At 50.0% G+C, this 26,273-nt stretch carries 25 protein-coding genes and 1 other annotated feature; of the genes, 20 read left to right on the top strand and 5 right to left on the bottom strand.

Annotated elements, in window-relative coordinates; translation table 11 throughout:
• The first annotated feature begins 56 nt into the window (after positions 1-56).
• Positions 57-1,655, top strand: coding sequence for a pyruvate oxidase (locus DFR62_RS15395; protein WP_121301183.1), 1,599 nt, complete (start codon positions 57-59; stop codon positions 1,653-1,655).
• A gap of 60 nt (positions 1,656-1,715) precedes the next feature.
• The gene (locus DFR62_RS15390; protein ID WP_121301202.1) at positions 1,716-2,738 is read left to right on the top strand and encodes a zinc-binding alcohol dehydrogenase family protein; all 1,023 of its coding nucleotides are present in this window, start codon (positions 1,716-1,718) and stop codon (positions 2,736-2,738) included.
• Positions 2,739-2,785: 47 nt separating this feature from the next.
• On the opposite strand, the gene mnmM is transcribed toward DFR62_RS15390, so the two are convergent.
• Complete coding sequence (gene mnmM / locus DFR62_RS15385; RefSeq protein ID WP_121301182.1) at positions 2,786-3,355, bottom strand: tRNA 5-(aminomethyl)-2-thiouridylate-methyltransferase MnmM; 570 nt, start codon at positions 3,353-3,355, stop codon at positions 2,786-2,788.
• Entirely contained in the window at positions 3,352-4,305 is a 954-nt protein-coding gene (mnmL, locus tag DFR62_RS15380; RefSeq protein ID WP_121301181.1) for a tRNA modification radical SAM protein MnmL/YtqA, read from the bottom strand. Before mnmL ends, mnmM begins: the two co-directional genes overlap by 4 nt.
• Before the next feature lie 173 nt (positions 4,306-4,478).
• On the opposite strand from mnmL, the gene DFR62_RS15375 reads away from it, so the two are divergent.
• The 3 genes from DFR62_RS15375 (at position 4,479) to leuS (ending at position 8,572) form a co-directional block, all read left to right on the top strand.
• Entirely contained in the window at positions 4,479-5,165 is a 687-nt protein-coding gene (locus tag DFR62_RS15375) for a CoA transferase subunit A (RefSeq protein WP_121301180.1), read from the top strand.
• 18 nt (positions 5,166-5,183) lie between these two features.
• Entirely contained in the window at positions 5,184-5,837 is a 654-nt protein-coding gene (locus DFR62_RS15370) for a 3-oxoacid CoA-transferase subunit B (protein ID WP_058381144.1), read from the top strand.
• Between the two features lie 44 nt (positions 5,838-5,881).
• Positions 5,882-6,076: a binding site (T-box leader), on the top strand.
• 84 nt (positions 6,077-6,160) lie between these two features.
• Positions 6,161-8,572 carry a leucine--tRNA ligase gene (gene leuS, locus DFR62_RS15365; protein ID WP_121301179.1) on the top strand — a complete coding sequence of 804 codons (2,412 nt, stop codon included), beginning with the start codon at positions 6,161-6,163 and terminating at the stop codon, positions 8,570-8,572.
• A 754-nt stretch (positions 8,573-9,326) separates the two neighbouring features.
• On the opposite strand, the gene DFR62_RS15355 is transcribed toward leuS, so the two are convergent.
• Positions 9,327-10,613, bottom strand: a complete 1,287-nt coding sequence (locus DFR62_RS15355) for a BaiN/RdsA family NAD(P)/FAD-dependent oxidoreductase (RefSeq protein ID WP_121301201.1) — start codon at positions 10,611-10,613, stop codon at positions 9,327-9,329.
• 131 nt (positions 10,614-10,744) lie between these two features.
• Here DFR62_RS15355 and DFR62_RS15350 point away from each other — a divergent pair, with 131 nt between their 5' ends.
• Together DFR62_RS15350 and DFR62_RS15345 are read left to right on the top strand one after the other, a co-directional pair.
• Positions 10,745-12,349 carry a putative polysaccharide biosynthesis protein gene (locus DFR62_RS15350; protein ID WP_121301178.1) on the top strand — a complete coding sequence of 535 codons (1,605 nt, stop codon included), beginning with the start codon at positions 10,745-10,747 and terminating at the stop codon, positions 12,347-12,349.
• A gap of 11 nt (positions 12,350-12,360) precedes the next feature.
• Positions 12,361-13,074 carry a pseudouridine synthase gene (locus tag DFR62_RS15345; RefSeq protein ID WP_121301177.1) on the top strand — a complete coding sequence of 238 codons (714 nt, stop codon included), beginning with the start codon at positions 12,361-12,363 and terminating at the stop codon, positions 13,072-13,074.
• Between the two features lie 29 nt (positions 13,075-13,103).
• Here the strand turns inward: DFR62_RS15345 and DFR62_RS15340 are convergent, their stop codons facing one another.
• Positions 13,104-13,325, bottom strand: coding sequence for a DeoR family transcriptional regulator (locus DFR62_RS15340; RefSeq protein WP_121301176.1), 222 nt, complete (start codon positions 13,323-13,325; stop codon positions 13,104-13,106).
• Between the two features lie 303 nt (positions 13,326-13,628).
• Here DFR62_RS15340 and pepV point away from each other — a divergent pair, with 303 nt between their 5' ends.
• The 6 genes from pepV to DFR62_RS15305 all read left to right on the top strand — a co-directional run bounded on the left by pepV (position 13,629) and on the right by DFR62_RS15305 (position 18,973).
• Positions 13,629-14,996 carry a dipeptidase PepV gene (gene pepV / locus DFR62_RS15330; protein ID WP_121301174.1) on the top strand — a complete coding sequence of 456 codons (1,368 nt, stop codon included), beginning with the start codon at positions 13,629-13,631 and terminating at the stop codon, positions 14,994-14,996.
• A 22-nt stretch (positions 14,997-15,018) separates the two neighbouring features.
• Positions 15,019-15,867, top strand: coding sequence for a D-amino-acid transaminase (dat, locus tag DFR62_RS15325; protein WP_121301173.1), 849 nt, complete (start codon positions 15,019-15,021; stop codon positions 15,865-15,867).
• An 88-nt stretch (positions 15,868-15,955) separates the two neighbouring features.
• Positions 15,956-16,492, top strand: coding sequence for an RNA 2',3'-cyclic phosphodiesterase (gene thpR / locus DFR62_RS15320; protein ID WP_121301172.1), 537 nt, complete (start codon positions 15,956-15,958; stop codon positions 16,490-16,492).
• A 17-nt stretch (positions 16,493-16,509) separates the two neighbouring features.
• Complete coding sequence (locus tag DFR62_RS15315; protein WP_121301171.1) at positions 16,510-17,421, top strand: diacylglycerol/lipid kinase family protein; 912 nt, start codon at positions 16,510-16,512, stop codon at positions 17,419-17,421.
• Between the two features lie 21 nt (positions 17,422-17,442).
• The gene (trmB, locus tag DFR62_RS15310) at positions 17,443-18,090 is read left to right on the top strand and encodes a tRNA (guanosine(46)-N7)-methyltransferase TrmB (protein ID WP_121301170.1); all 648 of its coding nucleotides are present in this window, start codon (positions 17,443-17,445) and stop codon (positions 18,088-18,090) included.
• Between the two features lie 25 nt (positions 18,091-18,115).
• The gene (locus tag DFR62_RS15305; protein ID WP_121301169.1) at positions 18,116-18,973 is read left to right on the top strand and encodes a YtnP family quorum-quenching lactonase; all 858 of its coding nucleotides are present in this window, start codon (positions 18,116-18,118) and stop codon (positions 18,971-18,973) included.
• Positions 18,974-19,029: 56 nt separating this feature from the next.
• Here DFR62_RS15305 and DFR62_RS15300 read toward each other — a convergent pair whose 3' ends face one another.
• Positions 19,030-19,344 carry a PepSY domain-containing protein gene (locus DFR62_RS15300; protein ID WP_058381133.1) on the bottom strand — a complete coding sequence of 105 codons (315 nt, stop codon included), beginning with the start codon at positions 19,342-19,344 and terminating at the stop codon, positions 19,030-19,032.
• Positions 19,345-19,520: 176 nt separating this feature from the next.
• On the opposite strand from DFR62_RS15300, the gene DFR62_RS15295 reads away from it, so the two are divergent.
• From DFR62_RS15295 to DFR62_RS15265, 7 genes are all read left to right on the top strand, one after another.
• Entirely contained in the window at positions 19,521-20,594 is a 1,074-nt protein-coding gene (locus DFR62_RS15295; protein WP_058381132.1) for a M42 family metallopeptidase, read from the top strand.
• A gap of 74 nt (positions 20,595-20,668) precedes the next feature.
• On the top strand, positions 20,669-21,178 hold the full coding sequence (locus DFR62_RS15290) for a DUF84 family protein (RefSeq protein ID WP_121301168.1): 510 nt from the start codon (positions 20,669-20,671) through the stop codon (positions 21,176-21,178).
• A gap of 132 nt (positions 21,179-21,310) precedes the next feature.
• Positions 21,311-21,820, top strand: a complete 510-nt coding sequence (locus tag DFR62_RS15285; protein ID WP_121301167.1) for a hypothetical protein — start codon at positions 21,311-21,313, stop codon at positions 21,818-21,820.
• A 5-nt stretch (positions 21,821-21,825) separates the two neighbouring features.
• Positions 21,826-22,143, top strand: coding sequence for a thioredoxin family protein (locus DFR62_RS15280; RefSeq protein WP_121301166.1), 318 nt, complete (start codon positions 21,826-21,828; stop codon positions 22,141-22,143).
• A 64-nt stretch (positions 22,144-22,207) separates the two neighbouring features.
• Entirely contained in the window at positions 22,208-23,023 is an 816-nt protein-coding gene (locus tag DFR62_RS15275; RefSeq protein ID WP_121301165.1) for a DUF1444 family protein, read from the top strand.
• The gene (gene ytpR / locus DFR62_RS15270; RefSeq protein WP_121301164.1) at positions 23,020-23,628 is read left to right on the top strand and encodes a YtpR family tRNA-binding protein; all 609 of its coding nucleotides are present in this window, start codon (positions 23,020-23,022) and stop codon (positions 23,626-23,628) included. The genes DFR62_RS15275 and ytpR overlap by 4 nt, the downstream gene beginning before the upstream one ends.
• 2 nt (positions 23,629-23,630) lie before the next feature.
• The gene (locus tag DFR62_RS15265; RefSeq protein ID WP_121301163.1) at positions 23,631-26,273 is read left to right on the top strand and encodes a DNA translocase FtsK; all 2,643 of its coding nucleotides are present in this window, start codon (positions 23,631-23,633) and stop codon (positions 26,271-26,273) included.

The raw sequence follows: 26,273 nt of genomic DNA, 5'->3' as shown, positions 1-26,273 counted from the left end.
ATGAGCTGGAGGGATAAAGAGATGGAACAGCAGAAATAAGGAAAGAGGGAATGTATATGTTTGAACGCACCGCAGGCAGCCACGTTGTCGAGTTATTGAAGCAATGGAAAGTAGGCCATATTTACGGAATGCCCGGGGATTCCATCAATGAATTGATGGAAGAGCTGCGCAAAGAGGATATCCGTTTTATCCAGATCCGCCATGAAGAGACAGGGGCGCTCGCCGCTTCGGCCTATTCGAAATTGACCGGGCACATTGGCGTGTGCCTGTCGATCGCAGGTCCAGGGGCGATCCATCTGCAAAACGGTCTGTATGATGCGAAAAAAGACAAAACTCCGGTACTCGCGATTGTCGGGCAAGTGACCAGCAGTTCTGTTGGGACCGACACTTTCCAGGAGCTGAAATTGGAATCGATGTTTGAAGACGTTTCGGTCTATAACCGCCGCGTGCAAAATGCCGAACAATTGCCGGATATGCTCAATCAGGCGGTGCGTGCAGCATATGCCGAAAAAGGCCCTGCTGTGCTCGTGGTGTCGGACGATTTATTCAGTACGAAAATCAAACGGGAGAAGGAGATGACCTCTCCCGAATATTCAGCGCCGCATATTCGGGCAGCAGAAGAAGATTTGAAGGAAGCGCTGAAGCTATTGGAGACTGCGAAAAAACCAGTCATCCTGGCAGGTAAAGGCGCACAGGAAGCGGCTGGCGAAGTATTGGCCTTTTCGGAAAAACTGAAAGCGCCAATCATTGCATCACTCCCAGCGAAAGGATTGATTCCTGATGATCATCCGAATAACCTCGGGCAGCTCGGCCAACTCGGGACGGAGCCGGCTGAAGAGGCGATGAAACAAGCCGACTTGGTCATTCTCGCCGGTACAGCGTATCCGTACCGTGAGTATTTGCCGGATAAAGCGCCTGCCATCCAAATCGATCTCGACCCGCGCGTGATCGGCAAATACTATCCCGCAACGGTAGGGGTAGTCGGGGAACTTGGGCAGGCACTCGCCTCATTGACAAGCGAGCTCGGTGAAAAAGATGCCGGGTTCTTGGAGCAATTCCAGGAGAAACGACGCGCTTGGCATGACAAGCTGCGTGAAGATATCGATAAGGAAACCGACATGCTTCAACCTCAGCAAGTGCTGGGCGAAATCCAGCACATCATGGAGCGGGACGCTGTCGTTTCACTTGACGTCGGCAGCATCACCATCTGGACGGCGAAATACTTGCAGCTGAGTGGACATAAATTGGTTTTATCATCTTGGCTTGGCACGATGGGCTGCGGTTTGCCAGGAGCGATGGCGGCAAAACTGGCATATCCGGATAGACAGGCCATCGCTATCGTCGGGGACGGCGGATTTTCCATGGGCATGCAGGATTTTGTCACCGCAGTTAAATACGAGCTGCCGATGATTATCGTCGTCTTCAACAACCAGAAGCTTCAATTGATCGAAGACGAGCAAAAAATGGCAGGCAATAAGCCGACCAATGTCGATCTTGCCAATATCGACTTTGCGGCGTTTGCCATTGCGTGCGGCGGAGAGGGCTATACGGTTAAAACACGTGCCGAATTGCAAGACGCGTTGTCGAAAGCAAAAGCAAGCAAACAGCCAGTCGTCATCGATGCATACGTAGAAGACATCTCGGCTGTATTATAGAAGGAATTGTAACAATGATATGAATAGACGAAAGGAAGGCGAAATGGATTGACTTCGAAAATGATAGCACTAGGATTTTACAAACCCGGAAATACCGATCAACCGCCCGAATTCGAGGCAGTAGAATTGGACAAGCCAGAGCCAAAAGGACACGATTTGCTCGTGGAGGTAAAGGCGGTATCGGTCAACCCGACAGACTACAAAACACGTGATTCGAAAAAACCGGACGATGACTCCTTGACGATCGTCGGAAGGGACGTTGCCGGAGTGGTCGTTTCCGTTGGCAGTGAATGTTCATTGTTCAAAGAAGGCGACGAAGTGTTTTATGCCGGCACCAATGTCCGGGAAGGCGGGCATAGCGAATTCCATTTGGTCGATGAGCGCATCGTCGGTCACAAGCCGAAAAACTTGGATTTCGCGCAGGCGGCTGCTTTGCCGTTGACGGGATTGACCGCAATGGAAGCCCTGTTTGTGCGTTTGGGCATTTCGAAAAAACCGCAGGACAATGAAGGCAAGAACATCCTGATCATCGGAGCTGCGGGAGGTGTCGGTTCGATCGCTACGCAGATCGCCAAATTAGCAGGGCTTACCGTAATCGGAACCGCGTCGCGTCAGGAAACGATCGAGTGGGCCAAAGATCATGGCGCGCATCACACGATCAACCATCACCAGGAATTGCTGCCTCAATTGAAGGAGTTGGATATTGACGGCGTGGACTATATCTTCTGCCTGACCAATACCGATGACCATATGGCAGGCATGGCGGACGCAATCCGGCCTCAAGGCAAGATTTGTTCGATCTTACCAGCGTTCGAACCGCTCGCTCCGGCCTTGTTCGGAAAAAGCGTGACCTTCGTTTACGAATTGATGTACACGCGTTCGATGTTCCAGACCGAAGACATGATCGAGCAGCATCAATTTTTGAATGAACTGTCGGAATGGGCAGACAGCGGCAAAGTCCAGTCGACACTCAATGAAACGATGGCGCCAATCAATCCGGCAAACTTGAAAGAAGCTTACGGAAAACTGATGTCTGGCAAGACCATCGGAAAAATTGTTCTCGAAGGTCCTGTCGAGAAATAAGTGAAAGAGCAGCGTGCATGTGCACGCTGCTCTTTTAAATTTAGCCATCATTTCTTTTGGCGCTGTTGTTTTTTCTCGATCGCGATCAAAAATGGGGGCGAATGCTGCTGGTTGATGAATTCATATTTCATGACGTCGTAGCGGGTTTGCGGCAATTGCTTGACGTAATCCATTACCGCGTCGCGCTCTTCGCTGCCGCCGTCGTGGCCGGAGTAAATGACGGCTAACACCAAGCCGCCTGTCTTTAAGCGCTCGAGACATTGGCCGATTGCCTGCAAGGTACTGTCCGCTTTGGTGATGATGGTGTGGTCGCCTTTTGGCAAATAGCCGAGATTGAAAACTGCAGCTGATATCGATTCGGTTACATATTGTGAAATTTTCGCATGGCTGTCGCAAATCAATTCGACATGACGAAACGCTTCTGTGCGCTGCCTGGTCGCTTCGATTGCTTGTTGCTGGATATCGAATGCATAGACTTTTCCGGAGTCACCGGTAAGCCCAGCCAGGAAATGGGTATCATGCCCGTTTCCGGCAGTGGCATCCACTACTGCATCTCCTTTTTGGACAACTTGTTCGAGCAAGGATTTGGTGAAAGGCAAGACGCGTTGCAAGGTCATAATGCCACACTCCCCGCATAATGCTTGCCTTGCCAACTGCCGCGAGTTTCGAGTTCTTTATCGATGCCGTTTAGCACTTCCCATTTATTCGTGCTCCACATCGGGCCGATCATCAAATCGATCGGGCCGTCGCCGGTGATGCGCTGGACGACCATATCGGGCGGGATGATTTCAAGCTGGTCGGCGACGAGTTGGATATAGGCATCTTTTTCCATAAAATCGAGCATGCCTTTTTCATATTGTTTAACCATCGGCGTACCGTTGAGTAAATGCAGCAGGTGGATCTTGATTCCTTGGACGTCGAGTTTTGCGACTGTCTGTGCCGTTTCCATCATCATATCTTTGTCTTCAAGCGGCAAGCCGTTGATGATGTGGCTGCATATATTGATGCCGTGTGCGCGCAGTTTGTTGACACCTTCTTTGTAAGTGTCAAAATCATGTGCACGGTTGATGAGCTGCGCAGTGCGCTCATGAACAGTCTGCAGGCCGAGTTCCACCCATAAATACGTGCGTTCATTGAGTTCAGCCAAGTATTCAACAACTTCATCCGGCAAGCAGTCGGGCCGTGTGCCGATGCTGATGCCGACCACATTTTCCTGTGCGAGTGCCGCTTCAAATTGTCTTTTGATAACGTCAATCGGCGCATGGGTATTCGTATACGCTTGAAAATAGGCGATGTATTTGGCATCTTTCCATTTGCGGTGCATTTTCGCTTTCACTTGCTCGAATTGCACAGGAATCGGGTCAACGCGGTCTCCGGCAAAATCACCAGAACCAGCGACCGAGCAAAATGTGCAGCCGCCAAAAGCCACTGTGCCGTCGCGATTCGGGCAATCGAATCCGGCATCGAGCGAGATTTTCATGATCTTTTCGCCGAACTGCCCGCGCAAATGGCGGTTCCATGTATAATAACGCTTCCCGTCACTCGGGAAGGGGAATTCATTGTCCATAATAAAACCACTCCTTAGCTGTCATTATAACACGCAGTTGCCGGCCGAAAAGCCGCCAAAAATCGTGCGCCCATTGTCCTTGTTGCGTTTCCCATGGAGTTTTGGTTAAATTGTTAATGGAAGCGTTTTATTGAATCAAAATTCAGTTAATGTTGCAGAGGGGGAAACGCGCGATGAAACCGATTTACAATTCTGCCAAAGAGGCAGTCGAACCGATACAAGACGGAGCCACCATCATGGTTGGAGGATTCGGGCTGGTCGGAATTCCAGAACAGCTGATCCTGGCGCTTGTCGATAAAGGGGTAAAAGATCTAACAATAATTTCCAATAACTGTGGGGTCGACGAATGGGGCCTTGGCTTATTGCTGAAAAACAAGCAAATCAAGAAAATGATCGGCTCGTACGTCGGCGAAAACAAAGAATTCGAACGCCAAGTGTTGTCCGGCGAAATCGAAGTGGAACTCACGCCTCAAGGCACGCTCGCTGAAAAAATGCGCGCAGGCGGAGCCGGGATTCCAGCATTCTTCACACCGGCAGGCGTCGGCACGACCGTCGCTGAAGGCAAGGAAATCCGCGAATTCGATGGCAAGGAACACGTGCTTGAAATGGCGTTGAAAGCTGATTTCTCACTGGTCCGTGCACATACTGCAGATAAAATGGGCAATCTCGTCTACAACAAGACTGCACAGAACTTCAACCCGCTAGCGGCAGCTGCCGGGAAAGTGACGATTGCGGAAGTCGAGCATGTAGTGGAAATCGGAGATATCGACCCGAACCACGTGCAAACGCCGAGCATTTACGTACAAGGCTTGCTGCAAGCAGACCAAGAAAAACGAATCGAGCGTTTGACGACGCGTTAAGAAAGGGTGGGGACAGAAGTGGACAAACAAGCTATCAGAGAACGAATCGCAAAACGAGCGGAAAAAGAAATCAACGATGGAGATTACGTCAACCTGGGCATCGGCATGCCGACTTTGGTCGCGAACTTCATTTCCGATAATAAACAAGTCGTCTTGCAGTCCGAAAACGGATTGCTCGGCATCGGTCCGTATCCGACAGAAGACCAAGTCGATCCCGATTTGATCAATGCCGGAAAAGAAACCGTCACGACAATCCCGGGCTCCGCATTTTTCACGAGCGCTGAGTCATTCGCAATGATTCGCGGCGGGCATATCGATGTCGCGATCCTTGGGGGCATGGAAGTCGCAGAAAACGGCGATCTGGCCAACTGGATGATCCCAGGGAAAATGATCAAAGGCATGGGCGGCGCGATGGATCTTGTCCATGGCGCGAAAAAAGTCATCGTCATCATGGACCATGTATCAAAAGACGGTTCAGCGAAAATCAAAAAAGCATGCGAATTGCCGCTGACGGGGAAAGCGGTCGTTAATTTGATCATCACAGAACGCGCGGTGATTGAAGTGACGGATACTGGCCTCGTGTTGAAAGAAGTATTCGAAGGCTTCTCGGTCGACGACGTCGTCGCTGCAACCGATGCCGAGTTGAATACTGATAGCGTCAAAGTACATTGAGCTATTGCATAAAAACAGGCGCTCAGCTAAAATGAAATCAATAGCAAATGGCCGTGAAGAGGAGCAGTAGGACATATATGCATAAAAGAGAGCCGGCGGATGGTGCGAGCCGGCATGCAGGATGTTTGAACTCGCCTTGGAGTCTGCGCAATGATTGCGCCGTTTTCCGCGTTAAGGAATCAAGTTGAGCGCCTGAGCGCTAATTTGGGTGGTACCGCGGGAAAAATCCCGTCCCTTAGTTTAAGGGGCGGGATTTTTTTATTTTGCTGAAAACTTGCTACGCTAGCGGACATCCGCTTGTATTTAGAGGAGGAAAATTGGAAATGTCTTTTAATCACAAGGAAATCGAAAAGAAATGGCAGCAATATTGGCAAGAAAACAAAACCTTCAAAACGGAGAACACGCCGGGCAAAGAAAAATTCTACGCACTTGATATGTTCCCGTATCCGTCCGGCGCCGGGCTTCACGTCGGGCATCCGGAAGGCTACACGGCGACTGATATCTTAAGCCGCCAAAAACGCATGCAAGGCTTTGATGTGCTTCATCCGATGGGCTGGGATGCATTCGGTTTGCCGGCAGAACAATATGCGCTGGATACCGGAAACGACCCGGCAGAATTCACGGCGAAAAACATCGAGACCTTCAAGCGCCAAATCCAGGAACTCGGCTTCTCATATGATTGGGACCGTGAAATCAACACGACCGACCCAAACTATTATAAATGGACGCAATGGATTTTCATCCAGCTTTACAATAAAGGCTTGGCATATGTCGATGAAGTAGCGGTCAACTGGTGTCCGGCACTCGGCACCGTCTTGGCCAATGAAGAAGTAGTCGATGGAGTTTCTGAGCGCGGAGGCCATCCGGTCGAACGCCGCCCGATGCGTCAATGGGTGTTGCGAATCACTGAATACGCAGACCGTTTGCTGGAAGACTTGAACGAACTCGATTGGCCGGAAAGCTTGAAGGACATGCAGCGCAATTGGATCGGCAAATCCGAAGGCGCGGAGCTCGAATTCAAGATCGACGGCACCGGGCTTTCATTCCGTGCCTTCACAACGCGCCCGGATACGATTTTTGGCGCGACTTACGCGGTGCTTGCCCCAGAACATAAATTGGTTGGGGAAATTACGACATCTGATCAGAGCGAAGCGGTAGCTGAGTATATCGACAACGTGAAAACGAAAAGCGATTTGGAGCGTACCGATCTCGCGAAAGATAAAACGGGCGTCTTCACTGGTGCTTATGCGATCAATCCGGCAAGCGGCGAGAAAATGCCAATCTGGATTGCAGATTACGTCCTTGCGACATACGGAACAGGCGCAATCATGGCCGTGCCGGCACATGACGAACGTGATTATGAGTTCGCAAAACAATTCGACTTGCCGATCGTCGAAGTCGTCTCAGGCGGCAACATCGACGAAGAAGCCTACGCTGGCGACGGCGAACTCGTCAACTCTGGTTTCCTTGACGGATTGAACAAAACCGAAGCGATTGGTAAAGCGATCGACTGGCTCGAACAACAAGGCGTCGGCGAGAAGAAAATCACCTACCGTCTGCGCGACTGGTTGTTCAGTCGCCAGCGCTATTGGGGCGAACCGATCCCGATCATTCACTGGGAAGACGGCACGATGTCTCCGGTCGATGATAAGGATTTGCCACTCGAACTTCCGGTCACAACGGATATCAAGCCGAGCGGGACAGGCGAATCGCCACTTGCCAATATTGAGGAATGGGTTAATGTCACGCATCCTGAAACCGGCATGAAAGGCCGCCGCGAAACGAACACGATGCCGCAATGGGCAGGCAGCTGCTGGTATTATTTGCGCTTTATCGATCCCGTTAACGACGAAGCGATCGCGGATCCGGAATTATTGAAACGCTGGCTTCCGGTTGATGTCTATATCGGTGGTGCGGAACACGCCGTCCTCCACTTATTGTATGCGCGTTTCTGGCATAAAGTGCTGTACGACCTTGGCGTCGTGCCGACAAAAGAACCGTTCCAGAAATTATTCAACCAAGGGATGATCCTCGGCGAAGGCAACGAGAAAATGTCGAAATCCAAAGGCAATGTCGTCAACCCAGACCAGATCATCGAAAGCCATGGTGCGGATACGCTGCGCATGTATGAAATGTTCATGGGGCCGCTCGAAGCGTCCATCGCCTGGTCGACGAACGGGCTAGACGGGTCTCGTCGTTTCCTTGACCGCGTTTGGCGTTTGCTGATCGAAGACGGAGCGATTTCGAGCAAAGTCAGCGATCACAATGACGGCAAACTGGAGAAGGTCTACAACCAGACCGTCAAGAAAGTGACCGAAGACTTTGATGGCCTTCGCTTCAATACGGCGATTTCGCAAATGATGGTGTTCATCAACGAAGCGTATAAAGCCGACAGCTTGCCGAAAGAATACATCGAAGGCTTCGTGAAAATGCTATCGCCAATCGCGCCGCATTTGGCCGAAGAGCTTTGGAACAAACTTGGGCATAGCGAGACGGTAACGTATGAAGCATGGCCAACATTTGACGAGTCGAAACTGGTCGATGATGAAGTTGAAATCGTCGTCCAAGTGAACGGCAAAGTGAGAAGCAAGCTCACTGTCGCAAAAGACAGCACGAAAGAACAACTGGAAGAAGCGGCACTCGCCGACGAGCACGTCCAAAAAGCGGCAGAAGGCAAGCAAGTGAGAAAAGTCATCGCCATTCCAGGGAAATTGGTTAATATCGTTGTAGGATAAATAATGAAAGCCGCCAGGGAAATTTCTCTGGCGGCTTTTTGTGATACTAAATTAGAGAATTAAATAGTTTCTGTTATTCGACGGCACTCCAATGGCTGCTTGGGGCTCGCAGGATGCGAGTCATGCAGTTGATGCGACAGAAAGATAAATGAAGTGAATAGAATAGCTTCCGCAATTCGACTGCGTTTCAGGGGGCTGCTTGCCGTGGGGCGGGTGTTGAGCCAACGTGTCGCAAAGTGCGCGACACGTTTGTCTCGCCAGCCCGCGCGGTCCCACAGGCGTCAGCCTCCTTCCACTCCGTCTCTAGTTTTAGAGCGGGAGATCTTTTTTCGACTTTAATTAATGAGCCTTGTAGAAATGCATCATATTTTGCAACTTGTTTCATGCTGAAAAACATGTCGCTGGTTACCCCACACTAAATGCAACAACATGCTGTTCGACCGCTTCTTGGGAAGCGATTTCCCCACTAGCCGGCAACTACCTAAAGAAGTAGATCTGCTTAAACAGTCTTCACACAACGAAATCGCTCAGCCGCCGAGCGCCAAGGGTGAGCCGACGCAGGAAGACAGGTGGTCTTCCTGGCTTCCTGCAAGAGGCCAATCCAAAGCAAGGTGGCGAATACAAAGAAGAAACTTACTTCAATGTTCAGTAACATCTTTACAAGAAAACTCCCGCTATCTTTGATTCTGTCTACTTTAAGAAGTGAGTTCTCATTTGCCCTTTCAATTTCATTCCAAAGAAAAAAGCCCATTGCTTAAGCAATGGGGCTTTCGGTTTGATAAGAAGCAGCGAACTCGGCTGCGTTTTTTCCTGCGACGTGTCCGGTGACAAGGGCGGACGTGATATTATAGCCGCCGGTGTAGCCGTGGATGTCGAGGATCTCGCCGCAGAAGAACAAGCCGGGCTTTTTCTTCGAATGCATCGTCTTCGGCTCGATTTCCTTGATCGACACACCACCGCCTGTGACAAAGGCTTTTTCAATCGGCTGTGTTCCGGAGACAGTCATCGTGAAGGCCGTCATTTCAGCCGCCAGCGCACGGACTTTATCTGCCGGCAATTCAGCGCCGGTCAATTGTGGATCGATGCCTGCGCGGTCCAATAGGAACAACAACCAGCGTTCCTGGGCCAAGCTTTTCCAAACGTTCTTCAACGCTTTTTTCGGTTCGTCTTTCATTAGCTTGTTAAGCAGCTGGAAAGCCGATTCCGCGTTGTCATCCGGCATGGAATTGATGCGGACGGTGACCGCTTGGCCGCCATTTTTCTTCATTTCCTTGACGACGTACTGGCTGCAGCGCAGGATGGCAGGCCCGCTCAGCCCGAAATGGGTGAACAGCATGTCCATCTGGTGCGTGACGAGCGCTTTGTTTTTCTTGTTGAGCACCGTGACAGCGACATCGCGCAGGGCAAGCCCTTGCAGGTCGCGTGATTTGATGAACGGTTCATTCGACAACAAAGGAACTTCCGTCGGATAGAGGTCGGTGACCGTGTGTCCCGCTTTTTCTGCCCACGGGTAGCCGTCTCCGGTCGATCCGGTTTGCGGCACCGCTTTTCCGCCGACTGCGACAACCACTGCGTGCGATTCGAATTCTTCGCCAGAGTGCAGGCGGATGCCGGTCACTTTATCGTCGTTCATCAATAAGCTTTTGACGGGGGAATCGAGTTTTCGCTCGACGCCGAGCCGATCCATCTCGCCAAACATCGCATCCGCCACGTCTTGTGCGCGGTTTGACACAGGGAACATGCGGCCGTGGTCTTCTTCTTTTAACGCCACGCCGAGGTTTTCGAAAAACTCGATGATGTCTTCATTATTGAAGACTGAAAACGGGCTGTACATGAAACGGCCATTCCCGGGAATGTGGCGGACGATTTCTTCCAACGGCAGGCGGTTGGTCACATTGCAGCGGCCGCCGCCGGAGATGATCAATTTCTTGCCGAGCTTTTTGCCTTTTTCGACGAGCAGCACACGCTTGCCGTTCGAAGCGGCGGCGATGGAAGCCATCAAGCCGGAAGGGCCTCCGCCGATGATGATGATGTCATACATATAATAAAAACTCACTTTCGTTTTTCTTTTCAGTATACACGATGAGGCAAAACACGTTGAGTAATTTTGTCTATAGGTGTAAACTATCGTGTAGATTGCTTTTTATTTTGAACAAAGTCAGGGAGTGCAAAATGTCCTCATTAATTAAAGGTACCGCCATTTTAACTTTAGGTTTATTTCTGTCGAAAGTGCTCGGCGTCATCTATATCATCCCGTTCTACAGCATGGTGGGAGCAGATAATATCGGACTTTACCAGTATGCATACATACCGTACAACTTGATGCTTGCACTGGCGATATCCGGTGCGCCGATCGCGTTTTCCAAGTTCACGGCTAAATACAATTCACTCGGGGATTACGAAACCGGGAGGCGATTATTGCGCTCAGGCTTGCTGACGATGATGGTCACGGGCATTGTGTCGTTTTTGGCGCTTTATCTGCTGGCTGAACCGCTTGCGCGCGTCACCATTTCGGAAGACGAGCGCATCTATTCGGTAAACGATATCGCGGACGCCATCCGTTGGGTCAGCTTCGCATTGATCGTCGTGCCGTTCATGAGCCTATGGCGCGGCTTTTTCCAAGGCTATAACTATATGATGCCGACCGCCGTGTCGCAATTGATCGAACAGATTGTCCGCATCATCTTCCTGCTTGGCGGCGCGTTCGCTGTCATTTATCTCTTTGATGGCACGCCGAAGACCGCTATCCAGTTCGCCGTTTTGTCGGCTGCAGTCGGGGCGCTTGGCGGACTTGTCACTTTGTATTATTTCTGGCGCAAAAAGAAGCCGGAATACAATCACTTGCTTGCAACATCCGTTGAATCCTACGACGTGCGGTTGCGTGATATGTACCGCGAAATCCTGTTGTACGCTGTACCGGTCATTTTCCTCGGCATCGCCAATCCCTTGTTCCAGTTCGTCGATTTGATGACCTTCAACCGGGCAATGGCAGCCGGCAATAATATTATGGAGACGGACCTTCTCGGGATCTTGAATTTGACTGCCCATAAACTGGTCATGATCCCGGTCATGCTCGCGACAGGCTTCTCGATGGCGCTCATCCCGCTCATCACGAAGCATTTCACGCGCAACGAACACTTGCAAGTAACCAAAACATTGGATCAGTCGTTCCAGTTGATCTTGTTCTTGACCTTGCCTGCAGTCATCGGCATGACGATGCTGTCGGATGAGCTGTATCACGTGTTCTACAAAGTCAGTGATATCGGTTCTGAGATTTTGGCGCATTATTTGCCGGTCGCGATCTTGTTTGCCGCATTCCCGGTGACAGCATCCATCTTGCAGGGCATCAATAAACAAAAATGGATCATCATCAACTTGCTGATCGGCCTCGGGCTGAAGGCATTGTTGAATACGCCGCTGATCATGTGGTTCGAGACGGACGGCGCAATCGTTGCGACGATCATCGGCTACGTGGTTGCAATCACGATGAACATGATCGTCATTTCGAAGACGATGAATTACCGCTCGAAAATGGTCTTCCGCCGCATTTTGCTCATTCTCATCTTGAATGCCGTCATGGCGTTCGCTGTGTATTTTGCAATGAACGGCCTCGATTATATTATCGGCATGGATAATAAATTCTTGTCGATGATCCGCATCATCCTGATCGGTGGAGTGGGCGCTATTGTCTACGGATACCTCAGCTTGAAGACAGGGCTTGCCCAGAAGCTGCTCGGCGCGAGAATTACGCGCATTACAAGACGCTTCGGCTTCTAGGAGGAAAAGATATGAGAATCGATAAATTGTTGTCGAATTCAGGATTCGGCTCAAGAAAAGAAGTGAAAATCTTACTGAAATCGAAAGCGGTGGAAGTGAACGGCGAAACGGTACGCGATCCGAAGTTTCATGTCGATGAGAAAACAGATGAAATCTCGGTCGCTGGTGAACCGGTCGTCTACCGGGAGTTTATCTACTTGATGATGAACAAACCGCAAGGCGTCATTTCAGCGACAGAAGACCGCTTTGATGAAACCGTCATCGATTTGCTGACAGAAGACGAGCAGCGCTTCGAACCGTTTCCGGTCGGGCGCCTCGATAAAGATACGGAAGGGCTGCTGCTGATCACCAACGACGGCAAATTGGCACACGAGCTATTGTCGCCGAAAAAGCATGTCGATAAAACCTATTATGCGAGAATCAACAGCCCCGTAACGGATGAAGATATAGAAGCGTTCAAACTAGGCGTCGTGCTTGATGATGGTTACGAGACAAAGCCTGCACAGCTGAACATTTTACGCAGCGGGGAAGAATCCGAAATCGAATTGACCATTACGGAAGGCAAATTCCACCAGGTCAAGCGCATGTTCGAAAGCGTGAACAAGCAAGTGGTATTTTTGAAGCGTTTGGCGATGGGCCCGCTCCCGCTGGATGAAACGCTTGCTTTAGGGGAATACCGCGAATTGACGGAAGATGAATTAACTAAATTAAAACAAAGAAAATGACCGCAATTTTGCGGTCATTTTCTTTGTTTTCAAGACGTCATTTTGACTTTTTTCTCCGTCGTTGTCCATTTGCCCCGAACTGGGCTTTCTATCAGTTCGTTAAAGGCCAACACATTCAAATCCCTTTGAATGGTGCGAGGAGTGATGCCGAATTCATCGACCAGATCCTGTGTGGTCACAGTCCCGTTCTCGAGAATGTACTTGTACATGTCTTTGATTCGAATGAGCATGCGGTCAGTTGTGGGTTTCATAAGTTAAGAACCACTCCTTCATCTTTAGTACCAATGGCAAAGACTAGCGGACGCGTGAGTGTGGTGTATACAGCGATTAAGGAATAATAGCGGTAGACAGCTCCTTTTTTTAGAAAATCCGTCAATTTGACTTGTCTGACAATTTGATTATAGCGGAAAAACGTTTTGAATTCCATGATTTCGGGTTTTCTTTACTGGAACTTAATATGAATGAAATAGAAAAAAGTGCCTGAAAATAACCGACTGTTCTTTAAATTATTTGAAAAAGGTGTACAATAGCCATAACAAAAAGGAGTGTGAGGCATGGATTGGCAGCAGGAAGCAGAGCGGCGTAAAGAAGAATTGCTCAGTGAATTGCAGGAGTTGATCGCAATTCCGAGCGTATTAAGCGAAGACGGAAATCCTGACGCTCCTTACGGAAAAGAAGTTCGGCAAGCGCTGGATTGGTTTTTGGAAAAAGGCGAGCGTGCAGGGTTTAAGGCGAAAAATATCGCCAATGTTGCAGGGCATTTGGAGACAGGCAAAGGGCCGGAACTTCTCGGAATTCTCGGCCACGTCGATGTTGTTCCAGCCGGAGACGGGTGGACAAAAGACCCGTTCGGAGGCGAGATCGCCGACGGGAAATTATTCGGGCGCGGAGCCATCGATGATAAAGGCCCGACCATCGCTGCATGGTTGGCGCTGAAAATGGTCAAGGATGCAGGATTCGAATTCAAGCGCCGCGTCAGGTTGATCATTGGTACTGATGAAGAAAGCGGCTTCCGCTGTGTGGAGCGTTATTTCCAGACAGAGGAAATGCCGGATATCGGATTTGCGCCGGATGCGGATTTTCCGATCATCAATGCGGAAAAAGGCATCGCGGATATCCAGTACACACTGGGTGCTGCAAAAACCGGCGAATTGCTAGAATTTACTTCAGGGGAACGGACCAATATGGTGCCTGACCGTGCGGTGGCAAAGCTAACACTGGCCAGCGGCGAGATGGATGCAGCTTTCCGGGAGTTTTGCGAAACGGAAAAGGTGTCAGGGGACTGTACGCCGAATGCTGTTGGAACTGTGTTGACCGTATACGGCAAATCGGCACACGCCATGGAACCCGACGCAGGCGTCAATGCCGGTATTCTGCTCGCGAAATTTTTGCAGGATAAAGTTACAGGAAACGGTGGAGAATTCATCCGCTTTATCGCCGATTATTTCAGCGGCGATTCCAGAGGGCACAAGCTCGGTCTCTTGTATTCGGATGACGCGTCCGGCGACACGACATTCAATGCCGGAATCATGCGCTATAAAGCAAGAGAGCGTGCCGATGTGCGCGTCAGCATGCGCTATTCGGTCAGCTGCCCATTCGATGATTTGATGGCTGGCCATCAAATAGACGGCGTTGAAGTGGATATAGTATCCAATTCCAAGCCGCATCACGTGGATGCAGCGGATCCTTTTATTCAAACACTGCAACAGGCTTACGAGAAGCAGACTGGCGAACCGGCAGACTTATTGGCGATCGGTGGCGGGACTTATGCACGCGTGCTCGATAAAGGCGTCGCTTTCGGGATGTTGTTTCCGGGAGAACCCGATGTCGCGCATCAAGCCGATGAATTCGTCGATATCGACAATTTGGTAAAAGCAACAGCGATATATGCAGAAGCCATTTATCAATTGGCTTGCAAATAATTACAGGAAAGAAGGAATGGCAATGGAATGGATTTTGTCTAACGGCGAGATTGTAAAAGAACAGGATTTGGAGATTTCAAAAGAAGACCGCGGGTATCAGTTCGGCGACGGAATTTACGAAGTCATCCGCGTGTATGAAGGGGATTTGTTCACGGCAACGGAACACATCGACCGTTTCTATGCCAGTGCAGAGAAAATCCGCATTACGGTTCCTTACACGAAAGACGTGTTCCATAAGATGCTCCACGACTTGGTTGAATTGAATCAGATCGACAATGGCCAAGTGTATGTCCAGATTACACGGGGAGCGGCTCCGCGAAATCATCAATTTCCCGAAAATGCTGAACCGGTTGTGGTCGGGTACACGAAATCGGTCGAGCGCCCTGTGGAATTCCTGGAAAACGGCGTGAAAGCGCTATTGGTCGAAGACGTGCGCTGGTTGCGCTGCGACATCAAGAGCTTGAACTTGCTCGGCAATGTGATGGCGAAACAGCAGGCTTATGAAGAAGGTTATTTCGAAGCGATCCTTCACCGCGGCGATACGGTGACGGAAGGTTCATCATCGAATATGTACGGCATCAAAGACGGAGTTCTTTACACACACCCAGCGACCAACTTGATCTTGAACGGCATCACAAGACGCGTCATCTTCGAGCTATGCGACGAGCTGGGCATCGACGTGATAGAAACGGCGTTCACGAAGCAGCAGGCGCTTGAGATGGATGAATTCTTCATGTCTTCGACAACTTCCGAAGTCATGCCGGTCATTGAGATTTCCGGACAGAAAATTGCGGATGGCTCGCCTGGCGAATTGACGCGCAAACTTCAAAAGGCTTTCGAAGCGCGGATTAAATTGGGCGTTATTTCCTGATTCCTGCACTTATTATGCAATCCCAGGACCAGTGAAGAGCTGGTCCTTTTTTTGTTCCCGTCAGTTATAATGAATAGAGGTGATGACGATGAGCACGCATTATTTTATTGGAATCCGGATTCCCGGGCAAACAGCAGAAAAAATCGGGCAAGCGAGAGATTCCTGGAATTTGTCCACGCATAAGCGCCTGACACCACCGGGTGATATGCATATTACCTTGGTGTTTATCGGCGAAGACCGTTTCGGTGAATTGGAAGAGATTGCCGAACGGCTCGGGCAAATCGATCAAGCGCCATTTTGTTTGCAACTCGCCGGCGTGAAGACGTTCGGCAATCCCGAAACGCCGCGCATCGTTTATGCCGCACTGGCTGACAGCCCTGAATTGATGGAACTTCAACACACTGTGCAGCAACAGTTGGAGCCATTGGAGCTTGTTACTGACCCGAAACCGTTTGTGCCGCATATTACGCTTGCCAGCCGCTGGAAAGGCGGAAGCTTGTCGGAAAACTGGCAGCTGGAAGAGCTGGAATTTGCGGTCGATTCGTTCTCTCTATTCGAGATTCATCCGCGGGAAACTCCGCGATACAAAGAAATTCAAACTTATCCATTGAAAGGCGGCGCTTAAGCGCCAGGGAAAATAATATGGAAATTGTCTTTATCATTAACCCAACAGCCGGCAACGGGGCGGCATTTAGGAAATGGCGCAAGTTTTCCGAAACGATCGATTTTCCTTTCGAGCAATTCATCACCCGTTCTCCAGGGCATGCATTTCAAATAGTTGAACAATTGAAAGCAAGGGCACGGAAGACCTTGGTGATCGGCTTCGGCGGAGACGGGACGATGCGTGAAATTGCTGCAGCATCGGCGGGGACTGAGCTTTTATTCATCGCTTCGGTACCCGCCGGCTCAGGCAATGATTTCGCGCGCAGCTTCAGTTGTTTTTCCACCACGCAGGAAATCAGCCGTTTTTTGGCAAACCCTAGAGGATTGCTGACCGATATCGGGCAAGTAGGCGTTCAACCGGAGCAGCTATTTGCCAGCAGTTCGGGCATCGGCTTTGATGCTGCCGTCGCGCATGCTGTCAATCGTTCGCGGACGAAGCTATGGCTCAATAAGTTCGGGCTCGGCAAATTGGCATATTTGGTTTTTGTCGTCACGACCTTATTTGCGTTTAAGAAATTCCGTCTCACTGTCGAATCGTCTGGAACGGTTTATCATTATGAGGATGTGTGGCTTGCTACTGTCAGCAATCAAGCGTATTTTGGCGGGGGTATGAAGATTTCACCTAATTCGTCTGTCCACGATGGCCTGCTCGAACTGACGGTCGTCCACCGCCTGCCGAGATTGAAACTACTGGCCGTTTTTGGTACGGTATTTAGCGGAAGCCATACGAAATTTCCGGAAGTCGTGCAGTTCAGCGGCAAGCATTTTTCGCTCGCCGTGGATCGCCCAGTGCCGCGTCATGTGGACGGGGACGATGCAGGAATGGCGGATGCGCAAGAACCACTCGAGTTTTGTGTTTCAGCCACACAATGGCAACAAGCAAAATTATAACCAGAAAGAGGATGTCTATACATGAGAGCAAGATATAAACCATGGGCGGCAGAGTTGATCGAAGCCCATCCGGAAATCGTCATTCCCAATCCGGAAGCGTTGAAAGGCAAATGGCACGAAGAGTTTGGCAATGATCGCCCGATCCACATTGAGGCAGGAAGCGGGAAAGGCCGCTTCATTACAGGCATGGCTCAATCCAATCCGGACATCAATTACATTGGAATTGAATTATTTGAAAGCGTGATCGTGACGGCGCTTCAAGGGGCGTTAGAGCCAGAAGGCGGCATCCCGAACTTGCGTCTGTTGCAAGTGAATGCACAAGAGCTTGAAACGTTCTTCGAAGCAAACGAGATCGATCGCGTCTACTTGAACTTTTCGGATCCTTGGCCGAAGACGCGACACGCGAAACGACGTTTAACTCATGAGAGTTTCCTGAAATTGTATGAGCGTGTGTTGCCTGAAGAAGGCGAAATTCATTTCAAGACCGATAACCGCGGACTTTTTGAATATTCGCTCACGAGCATTTCCGAATATGGTATGTTATTGAAGAATGTATCGCTGGATCTTCACGCCAACGAGCCGGAATGGAACATCATGACGGAATATGAAGAGAAGTTTTTGAAAAAAGGGCAGCCGATCTACCGGCTGGAGGCGAAATTCCAAGCGTAACATCAACTCATAAGGGGGAGTTTGTATGCAGAAATTTCAATTTCACGATATGTTGTTAACTTGGCTTGATGGTGGGGTGACTTGGCTCGACGGAGGCACGATGTTTGGCGTGGTCCCGAAAGTGGTGTGGTCGAAACGTTATCCTGCAAATGGGCAGAACCAGATCGAATTGCCGACGCATCCGATTTTGGTCCAGTTCGATGGCCATAATATCCTTGTTGACAGCGGACTCGGCAATGGCAAATTGACCGATCGCCAAAAGCGCAACCTAGGCGTTTCCTCGGAGTCGCGTGTGGAAGAGGAACTAGAAGAGCTCGGCTTGTCTGCAGAAGATATTGACACGGTGTTGATGACGCATCTTCACGGCGATCATGCGGCCGGCCTGACGAAAAAACAAGGCGAAGGATACGTCTCTGCGTTCCCGAACGCAAAAATTTACGTATCGGCTGTGGAATGGGAAGAAATGCAAAACCCGAACATCCGCTCACGCAATACGTATTGGAAAGAAAATTGGGAGCCAATCACCGGACAGGTCGAAACCTTTACCGACAAAGTGACCGTATTCGATGCGATCACCATGATTCACACCGGCGGCCATTCAAACGGCCATAGCGTCATCAAGTTCGAACAGAACGGGGAGACGATTCTCCATATGGGCGATATCATGCCAACCCATGCCCATCAAAATCCGCTGTGGGTATTGGCATTCGACGATTACCCGATGGATTCGATCTATGCAAAAGACAAATTGATGAAAGAAGCGCTGCCGGGCAATTTCTATTTTAGCTTCTATCACGATGCTTTTTATCGCCTCATCAAATGGAACGAGGACGGAAAAGAAGTGGTCGACGCGCTCGAACGCAAAGAAAAAGTGTTTGAATAAAAAGAAGGCAAAACGCCCTGCGGCATATATCCGCAGGGCGTTTTAACGTAGGTCTTCTATGATTTGGTGACTTCCAAGACAGCCCCTGTATAGGCGTCGGCCAGAAACTCATATTGCTCGAGTTCATCGTCGCGATGCCGCGTGATGCCGCCTTTATACACTTCGGTTTTGACCGCATGCTGGTTGTAAGGTTCGGTTTTCATAAAGATCCACGAACCGTCGATCGGGCCTTCCTCTTTAAAAGACTGTTTGACCTTCTTCAACACATCGTCGGCCGGGTAGAGCGTCTGTTTGTTTTCGTAAACTTCCTTTGCGATATAGGCTGCGGCAGCGCCGGCAGCAAATCCAATGAGCAAATCACGATTTTTCATGAAAACCCCTCCTTTGCATTCTGGCTAAATTGTACCATAAAGCGGAAATATGCACGCAACGAACTGCAAGCACTCAAAATATTTCGTCAATCGAACTACCTGAACTGGCATTCACAAGGAAAAAGCTCTAAACTGATAAAGGATGCACATACATATCTTATCAAGGGGGAATTCATATGAACCAGGATACAAGAGCGATGTTTAAAACCTTAACCGAGCTTCCGGGAGCACCCGGCAATGAACATGCCGTGCGCAAGTTCATGCGCAGCGAGCTTGAAAAATATTCGGACGACATTATCTCGGATAATCTCGGCAGCATATTCGGCGTCAAAAAAGGCGCACAAGACGGGCCGCGCGTCATGGTAGCCGGCCATATGGACGAAGTCGGCTTCATGGTAACGCAAATCACCGATAATGGCATGCTGCGCTTTCAACCGCTCGGCGGCTGGTGGAATCAAGTCATGCTCGCCATGCGTGTAGACGTAGTTGCAGGAGACCGCATCGTTCCGGGCGTCGTTGGATCGATCCCGCCGCATCTACTGGATGAGGCAACGCGCCAAAAGCCGATGGACATCAAGAACATGCTGATCGATATTGGCGCAGATGATAAGGATGATGCATTGTCGATGGGCGTTCGCCCTGGACAGCAAATCGTCCCATTCAGCCCGTTCACGCCGATGGCCAATGACAAGAAAATCATGGCAAAAGCGTGGGACAACCGCTATGGCTGCGGCTTATCGATTGAGTTGCTCAAAGAATTGCAAGGCGAGTCCTTGCCGAACCAATTGTTCTCCGGCGCGACGGTCATGGAAGAAGTCGGCCTTCGCGGTGCGCAGACGGCAGCCAATTTGATCCAGCCGGATATCTTTTATGCGCTGGACGCAAGTCCGGCAAACGATGCGACAGGGGACAAGAACGAATTCGGCCAGTTAGGGAAAGGGGCGCTATTGCGCATCCTCGACCGCACGATGGTCACGCATCGCGGCATGCGTGAATTCATTCTCGATACTGCTGAAACACATAACATCCCCTATCAGTATTTCGTTTCGCAAGGCGGAACAGATGCTGGAAAAGTCCACATCGCCAACGAAGGCATTCCGAGTTCCGTCATCGGCATCTGCTCGCGCTATATCCATACTTCCGCCTCGGTCATCCACACCGACGATTACGCAGCGGCCAAAGAGCTGCTCGTGAAATTGGTGAAAGCTACAGACCAGTCGACGATTGACACAATCAAACAAAACGTCTGACGAAAAGCGGCCCCCGGGCCGCTTTTTATCTAGTTGTGAATAAAAATTTACCGCGATGCAAAGGAGAGAGAGAAATGAAATTATGTGTGGCATCGACCAATCCGGCTAAAACCGGGGCAGTCGCATCAGCTCTTGAGAAGTTGGGCATTCAGGCAGAAATCAATCAACAAGAAGCACAATCAGGTGTTTCAGCACAGCCATTTTCCATTGAAGAAACCAAAGCCGGAGCGATCAATCGCGCCCATCATGTGCTTGGGGATTGTGACGCAGCAATCGGATTGGAGGGCGGTGTTTTTGAACTCGACGGGACATTGTATTTGTGCAACTGGGGAGCCCTCGTGACGTCTAGTGGTGCTGTATATGTTGCAGGCGGTGCGCAAGTGCCATTGCCTGCGGAAATTGCCATGCTTTTGCGAGCTGGCGAAGAACTCGGCCCTGTCATGGACCGCTATGCACAAGAAACGGGAATCCGCCATCATAAAGGAGCGATCGGCATTTTGACTGCCGGCAAGCTGAACCGGGTCGAGATGTTTTCACAAATCATCGTCTTATTGTTCGGGCAATGGCAGGCAAACAGCGATTAAGTTGCATGTGCCCTTAAACATCTTTAAAATGTAGCTAGAAAAGAAAAGCTTATTCAACCAAGCCCGTTTTTCTGCATGAGTCAGGAAACGGGCAGCTGATGGAGAAAAAGAGGGGGAAATGCTGTGCTTCGAATGGGTTTACAAATGATGTTGTTTTCGTCAGTCCTGATCCTCGCTGGCTGTGTCAGTCCAGAGGACGAGCTGGTGGAAGGCGTATCAAGCGCCAGGGCGGCATTTGAAGAGGAGGCGCCGGAACCGAACGAAACCGCCGGCGAAACGGAGCTGTATGTTCCCGGGGGCTATGAAGTGGAACAGCCTTCAGATGATCATAATGTATTGATCACCCGCGGCAGCCAAGCGTTTGCGTTGTTCCTCAACCCAAACGAAGCACCGGACAGCACGTTCTTCTACGATTTGCAAAAAGCGAATCCGGAAGAAACGTGGCTTGCTGATGAGAAATTCAGCCAGCATGGCCGGTTCGGTTTCGTCACGGTCCGGACGATTGCAGAAGACCGCTATGAATTGGTGGTCAGTTCCGGAGGCGCGAAACTTTCAACGATTACAGAACAAGCCGCGCTTCGAAACCATATGGAATGGATGATGAAAACTGCCCGTTCCATCGAAGCGGCAAAAGAGGAGTGAACGATATGGAAAAATTGCAGTCAGTCCAGCAGTTTACGCAACTGGCAAACTCAGAGAACGTCATTTTCATGTTTACGGCCGGATGGTGCCCGGATTGCCGGGTGATCGATCCGATCATGCCTGACATTGAAGAAAAATTCAGCGACTATACTTTTATCTCGGTCGACCGGGACGAATTCATCGACCTATGCATCGAAAAAGATATCTATGGAATCCCGAGTTTCCTTGGATTCCGTGAAGGCGACGAGCAAGGGCGCTTTGTCAGCCGCGACCGCAAGACGCAGGAGGAAATTGAATCGTTTATCTCCAACCTGTCGAAATAAAAGGGCAAACGGTTCTCCTGTGTGCAGGATGAACCGTTTGTTTGTGAAAAGGAGGAAATTAGGAATGAAATCCGCCGAGTTATTTACTATACTGAAAGAGCGGGTTGCAAATGACCAGTTGAGCTGGACATTGGACCGCCAAAAAGATATCGCAAATGTTAGGCATAAAAAGCTGGGGAAAGGCATGACCATTTCCTTGCCGCAAGTGATCAACCGTTTCGAAACAAAAGGCGATTCAGCAATTGAAGAAATCGCCTACACGATTTCCCAAACTTTCCAGGCGATGGAACGCGAGTCGGAAGGGGAATTGCCGGGCGAGCAGCATATTTACCCGGTCATCCGCTCGACTTCGTTTCCGGAAGAATCGCGTGAAGGCCATCGTTTCCTGACATCGCCCCACACGGCAGAAACACGTATTTATTACGCTCTCGATGCCGGGAAGACTTACCGGTTAATTGATGAAAAAGTGTTGGAAAACCTAGCGCTGACAGCCGATCAAGTGCAGGAAATCGCTAAATTCCAAGTGAAAAAATTGAAAACGGCTGTCAAAGAAGACCATGTGGCAGGAAATGTCTTCTATTTCCTGAACGAAAATGATGGTTATGATGCCACGCGCATCTTGAATGAAACATTTTTGAAAGATATGAAAAAGAAAGTACAAGGGGATATGACAGTCTCAGTTCCCCATCAAGACGTCTTGATCATCGGGGATATCCGCAACGAGACCGGATACGATGTGCTTGCCCAGATGGCAATGCATTTCTTCACGAACGGCAAAGTGCCGATTACGTCCTTGTCGTTCGTCTATGAAAACGAGGCGCTTGAACCGATATTCATCTTAGCGAAAAACAGACCCGAGAAGGAGAACGATAAAAAATGAATGCATTCTATAACAAACAAGGCGTGGGCGACGTGCTGCTCGTTCAATTGACATTGGAAAAACCGGATAAAATCCACACAGAACAATTTGGGGATGTAACCTTGATCAAAAATGACCAACAGGAAATCGCCGGTTTCAACCTGTTCCAGGCAAGCGATTACGCAGATTTGCCGGAAGGGCAGCCTGTGGAAGTGACGGAAGCACTCGTGACAGCGCTTCAAAATGCATTGGAGAAAAACGGCGTCTCCCATACGCTGGAAGTTGATTTGACACCGAAATTCGTTGTCGGCTATGTAGCGTCGAAAGACAAGCACCCGAATGCGGATAAATTGAATGTGTGCCAAGTGGCGGTCGGCGAAGAAACCTTGCAAATCGTTTGCGGCGCGCCTAATGTGGAGGCTGGCCAAAAAGTGGTCGTCGCCAAAGTCGGGGCGGTTATGCCTTCCGGTATGGTCATCCGCGATGCAGAATTGCGCGGCGTCGCTTCTAGCGGCATGATTTGCTCTGCGAAAGAATTGGACTTGCCGGATGCACCGGCGGAAAAAGGAATTTTGGTATTGCCGGAAGATGCGCAAACAGGATCTCCATTTGAAATGAAGGTGTAACGATGAGCTGGATGAAAAACATGTGGAATAAAATGTTCTCAGAAGACACTGAAACAGAAGAAAAGCCGTTCGTGCGCAGTGAAGAAACACAGCACGTTGAGCCGAAACCGCAGGAAAGCAAGCCGGCGCCATTCCGGTTTCCGCTCATTTCCGACGAAGAAGCAAAAGGCTTGCCTGTAGAAAACCGCAAACCCGAACGGCGTGAAGAAAAGCCGCGTGTTGATGTTCCTTTAAAAGCAACGGAAGAAAAGACTTATGAACTCGATGCTTTGGAACCGAGCGGGAAATTGCCGAAACCAAATGCAGGGCGCAATAAGAAAAAACGCCCCCATGTGCCCAAAACAGCTGAACCGCAGGGCCTTGATCTTCCAGGTAACACGACGCGGCGCTTCCAGCCGACGCGTGTAGCTTCCCCTGTGCATGGATTTACAGACCGTCCGACGCCAATCGATGAATTATTGGAACAGGAAGCGAAAAAGAAAGCAGAGCTTGAACGCAAAAATGATTGGTCGCAGCGCAGCCTGCAAGAATTGTACAAAAAAAGTGACGACCGTTTGCCGCAGTCAAAAAAACCAGGTTCTAATTTGGAAACAACGGTATATAAGCCTGTAGAGCATAATGAGCAAGCTCCAGAAACTGAACCTATCAGTGAAAAAACACATGAAAAAGCAGAAATGGGAGAAGACCAACAACCTGAAAAAAAGCCTGAACCCCATTATGAATGGGCAGACCGCAGCCTTCAGGATTTATTGCCGAAAAACCAAAAAGTGGAACAAGAACCTGAAAAAACGCTTGAACAAGAACCTGAACAAGCGGAAGTGAGGGTTTACCGCACAGCCGAGCAAGAACAGCCATCGAACGAGGTGGCGGATGCTGGCAACGCTGAAGAGAATGGCGGAGTCTCCGAGGAAGATACAGGCAAAGGCGGCCCAACAGCAATTGTTGAACCGCCTGTAACGGAATCGGAAACACATGCAGAAACGGCACAAACGTCACAGCCGGAACCCGAGCGTGAAAAACCTATACATAGCCCGGAGCCGAAACCGGTATTGCCGCAAGCGAAAGCACAGGAAAAAGGCAAAAAAGAACGAACAGTGCCATTCAATGTGTTGATGTTGAAATCGGATAAAGATCGTTTGCCGAAACAACAGCAAGCACCGACAGCGGAAAAAAAAACGGCATTAATAGAGAAAACCGCAGCTGAACCTGTAAATGATGATGAAAAAAGCTATACCGGGTATCAATTGCCTGGCCATGAGTATCTGCTAGAGCCTGAAAATGACTTGAAAGATGAAACGTGGATGCAAGAACAAGGCGAGCGCCTTATCGAAGCTTTGTCTCATTTCCAGATCAAGGCAGAGATTGTCGGAACGGTGCAAGGGCCGGCCGTCACCCGTTTTGAGCTGCGTGTGGCGCAAGGAATTAAAGTGAGCAAAATCCGCAACTTGGCCGATGATTTGAAATTGGCGCTTGCAGCCCGTGATATCCGCATTCAAGCGCCGATTCCCGGAAAAAGCTCGATTGGCATCGAGATTCCGAACCGCCAAAGCCGCGCAGTGCGTTTGTCGGAAGTTATCGGAAGCCCGAATTTCAAGGCTTCGGATTCACCGCTTGAAGCAGCGCTCGGCCTCGACTTGGCCGGGAATCCGGTCACGCTTGATTTGCGTAAGATGCCACACGGCCTGATCGCGGGCGCTACAGGGTCCGGGAAAAGCGTATGCATCAACTCGCTGCTCGTGAGCCTGCTGTACCAATCTTCGCCTCGCGATTTGAAAATGCTGTTGATTGACCCGAAAATGGTGGAACTGGCTCCTTATAATCATATTCCGCATTTGGTCAGCCCCGTCATTACAGATGTTAAGGCAGCGACCGCTTCTTTGAAATGGGCCGTGGAGGAAATGGAACGCCGTTATCAGCTTTTCGCCCATACTGGTGTCCGCGATTTAGATCGTTACAATAAAATGGTCAATGACAAAGGGCAGCCGGCACAGCATCTGCCGTATATCTTGATCGTCATTGATGAATTGGCCGATTTGATGATGATGTCACCTTCTGATGTGGAAGATTCCATTTGCCGCATTGCTCAAAAAGCGCGCGCCTGCGGAATCCATTTGGTGATCGCCACCCAACGCCCGTCTGTAGACGTCATTACAGGCTTGATCAAATCCAATATTCCGACGCGCATCGCTTTTTCTGTCTCGTCGCAAGTGGACAGCCGGACGATTTTGGATACCCAAGGAGCAGAGCGTTTGCTTGGGCGAGGGGACATGCTGTATTTGGGGAATGGCATGGCCGCTCCGAACCGCTTGCAGGGAACTTTTGTAACAGATGATGAAATCGAAAAAGTCATCGCCCATGTGCGTGCACAAGGCGAGCCTGATTATATCTTCAAAGAAGAGGAATTGATCCAGCGCAGCCAGTCACCTGCCGAACAGGATGATTTATTCGAGGAAGCCTGCCGTTTCATCATGTCGCAAGGAAGCGCATCGACTTCGCTTTTGCAGCGGAAATTCCATATCGGCTATAACCGGGCCGCCCGTTTGATGGACTTGATTGAAGAATATGGTTTCATCTCCGAACAGAATGGCAGCAAAGCGAGAACGGTGCTAATTACGGAAAGCGATATCGAAGAAGTGTTCCGTTGA

Source organism: Planococcus citreus, assembly GCF_003664125.1.
Classification (GTDB): Bacteria; Bacillota; Bacilli; order Bacillales_A; family Planococcaceae; genus Planococcus; species Planococcus citreus.
This window is presented reverse-complemented; position numbering and strand designations above follow the sequence as displayed.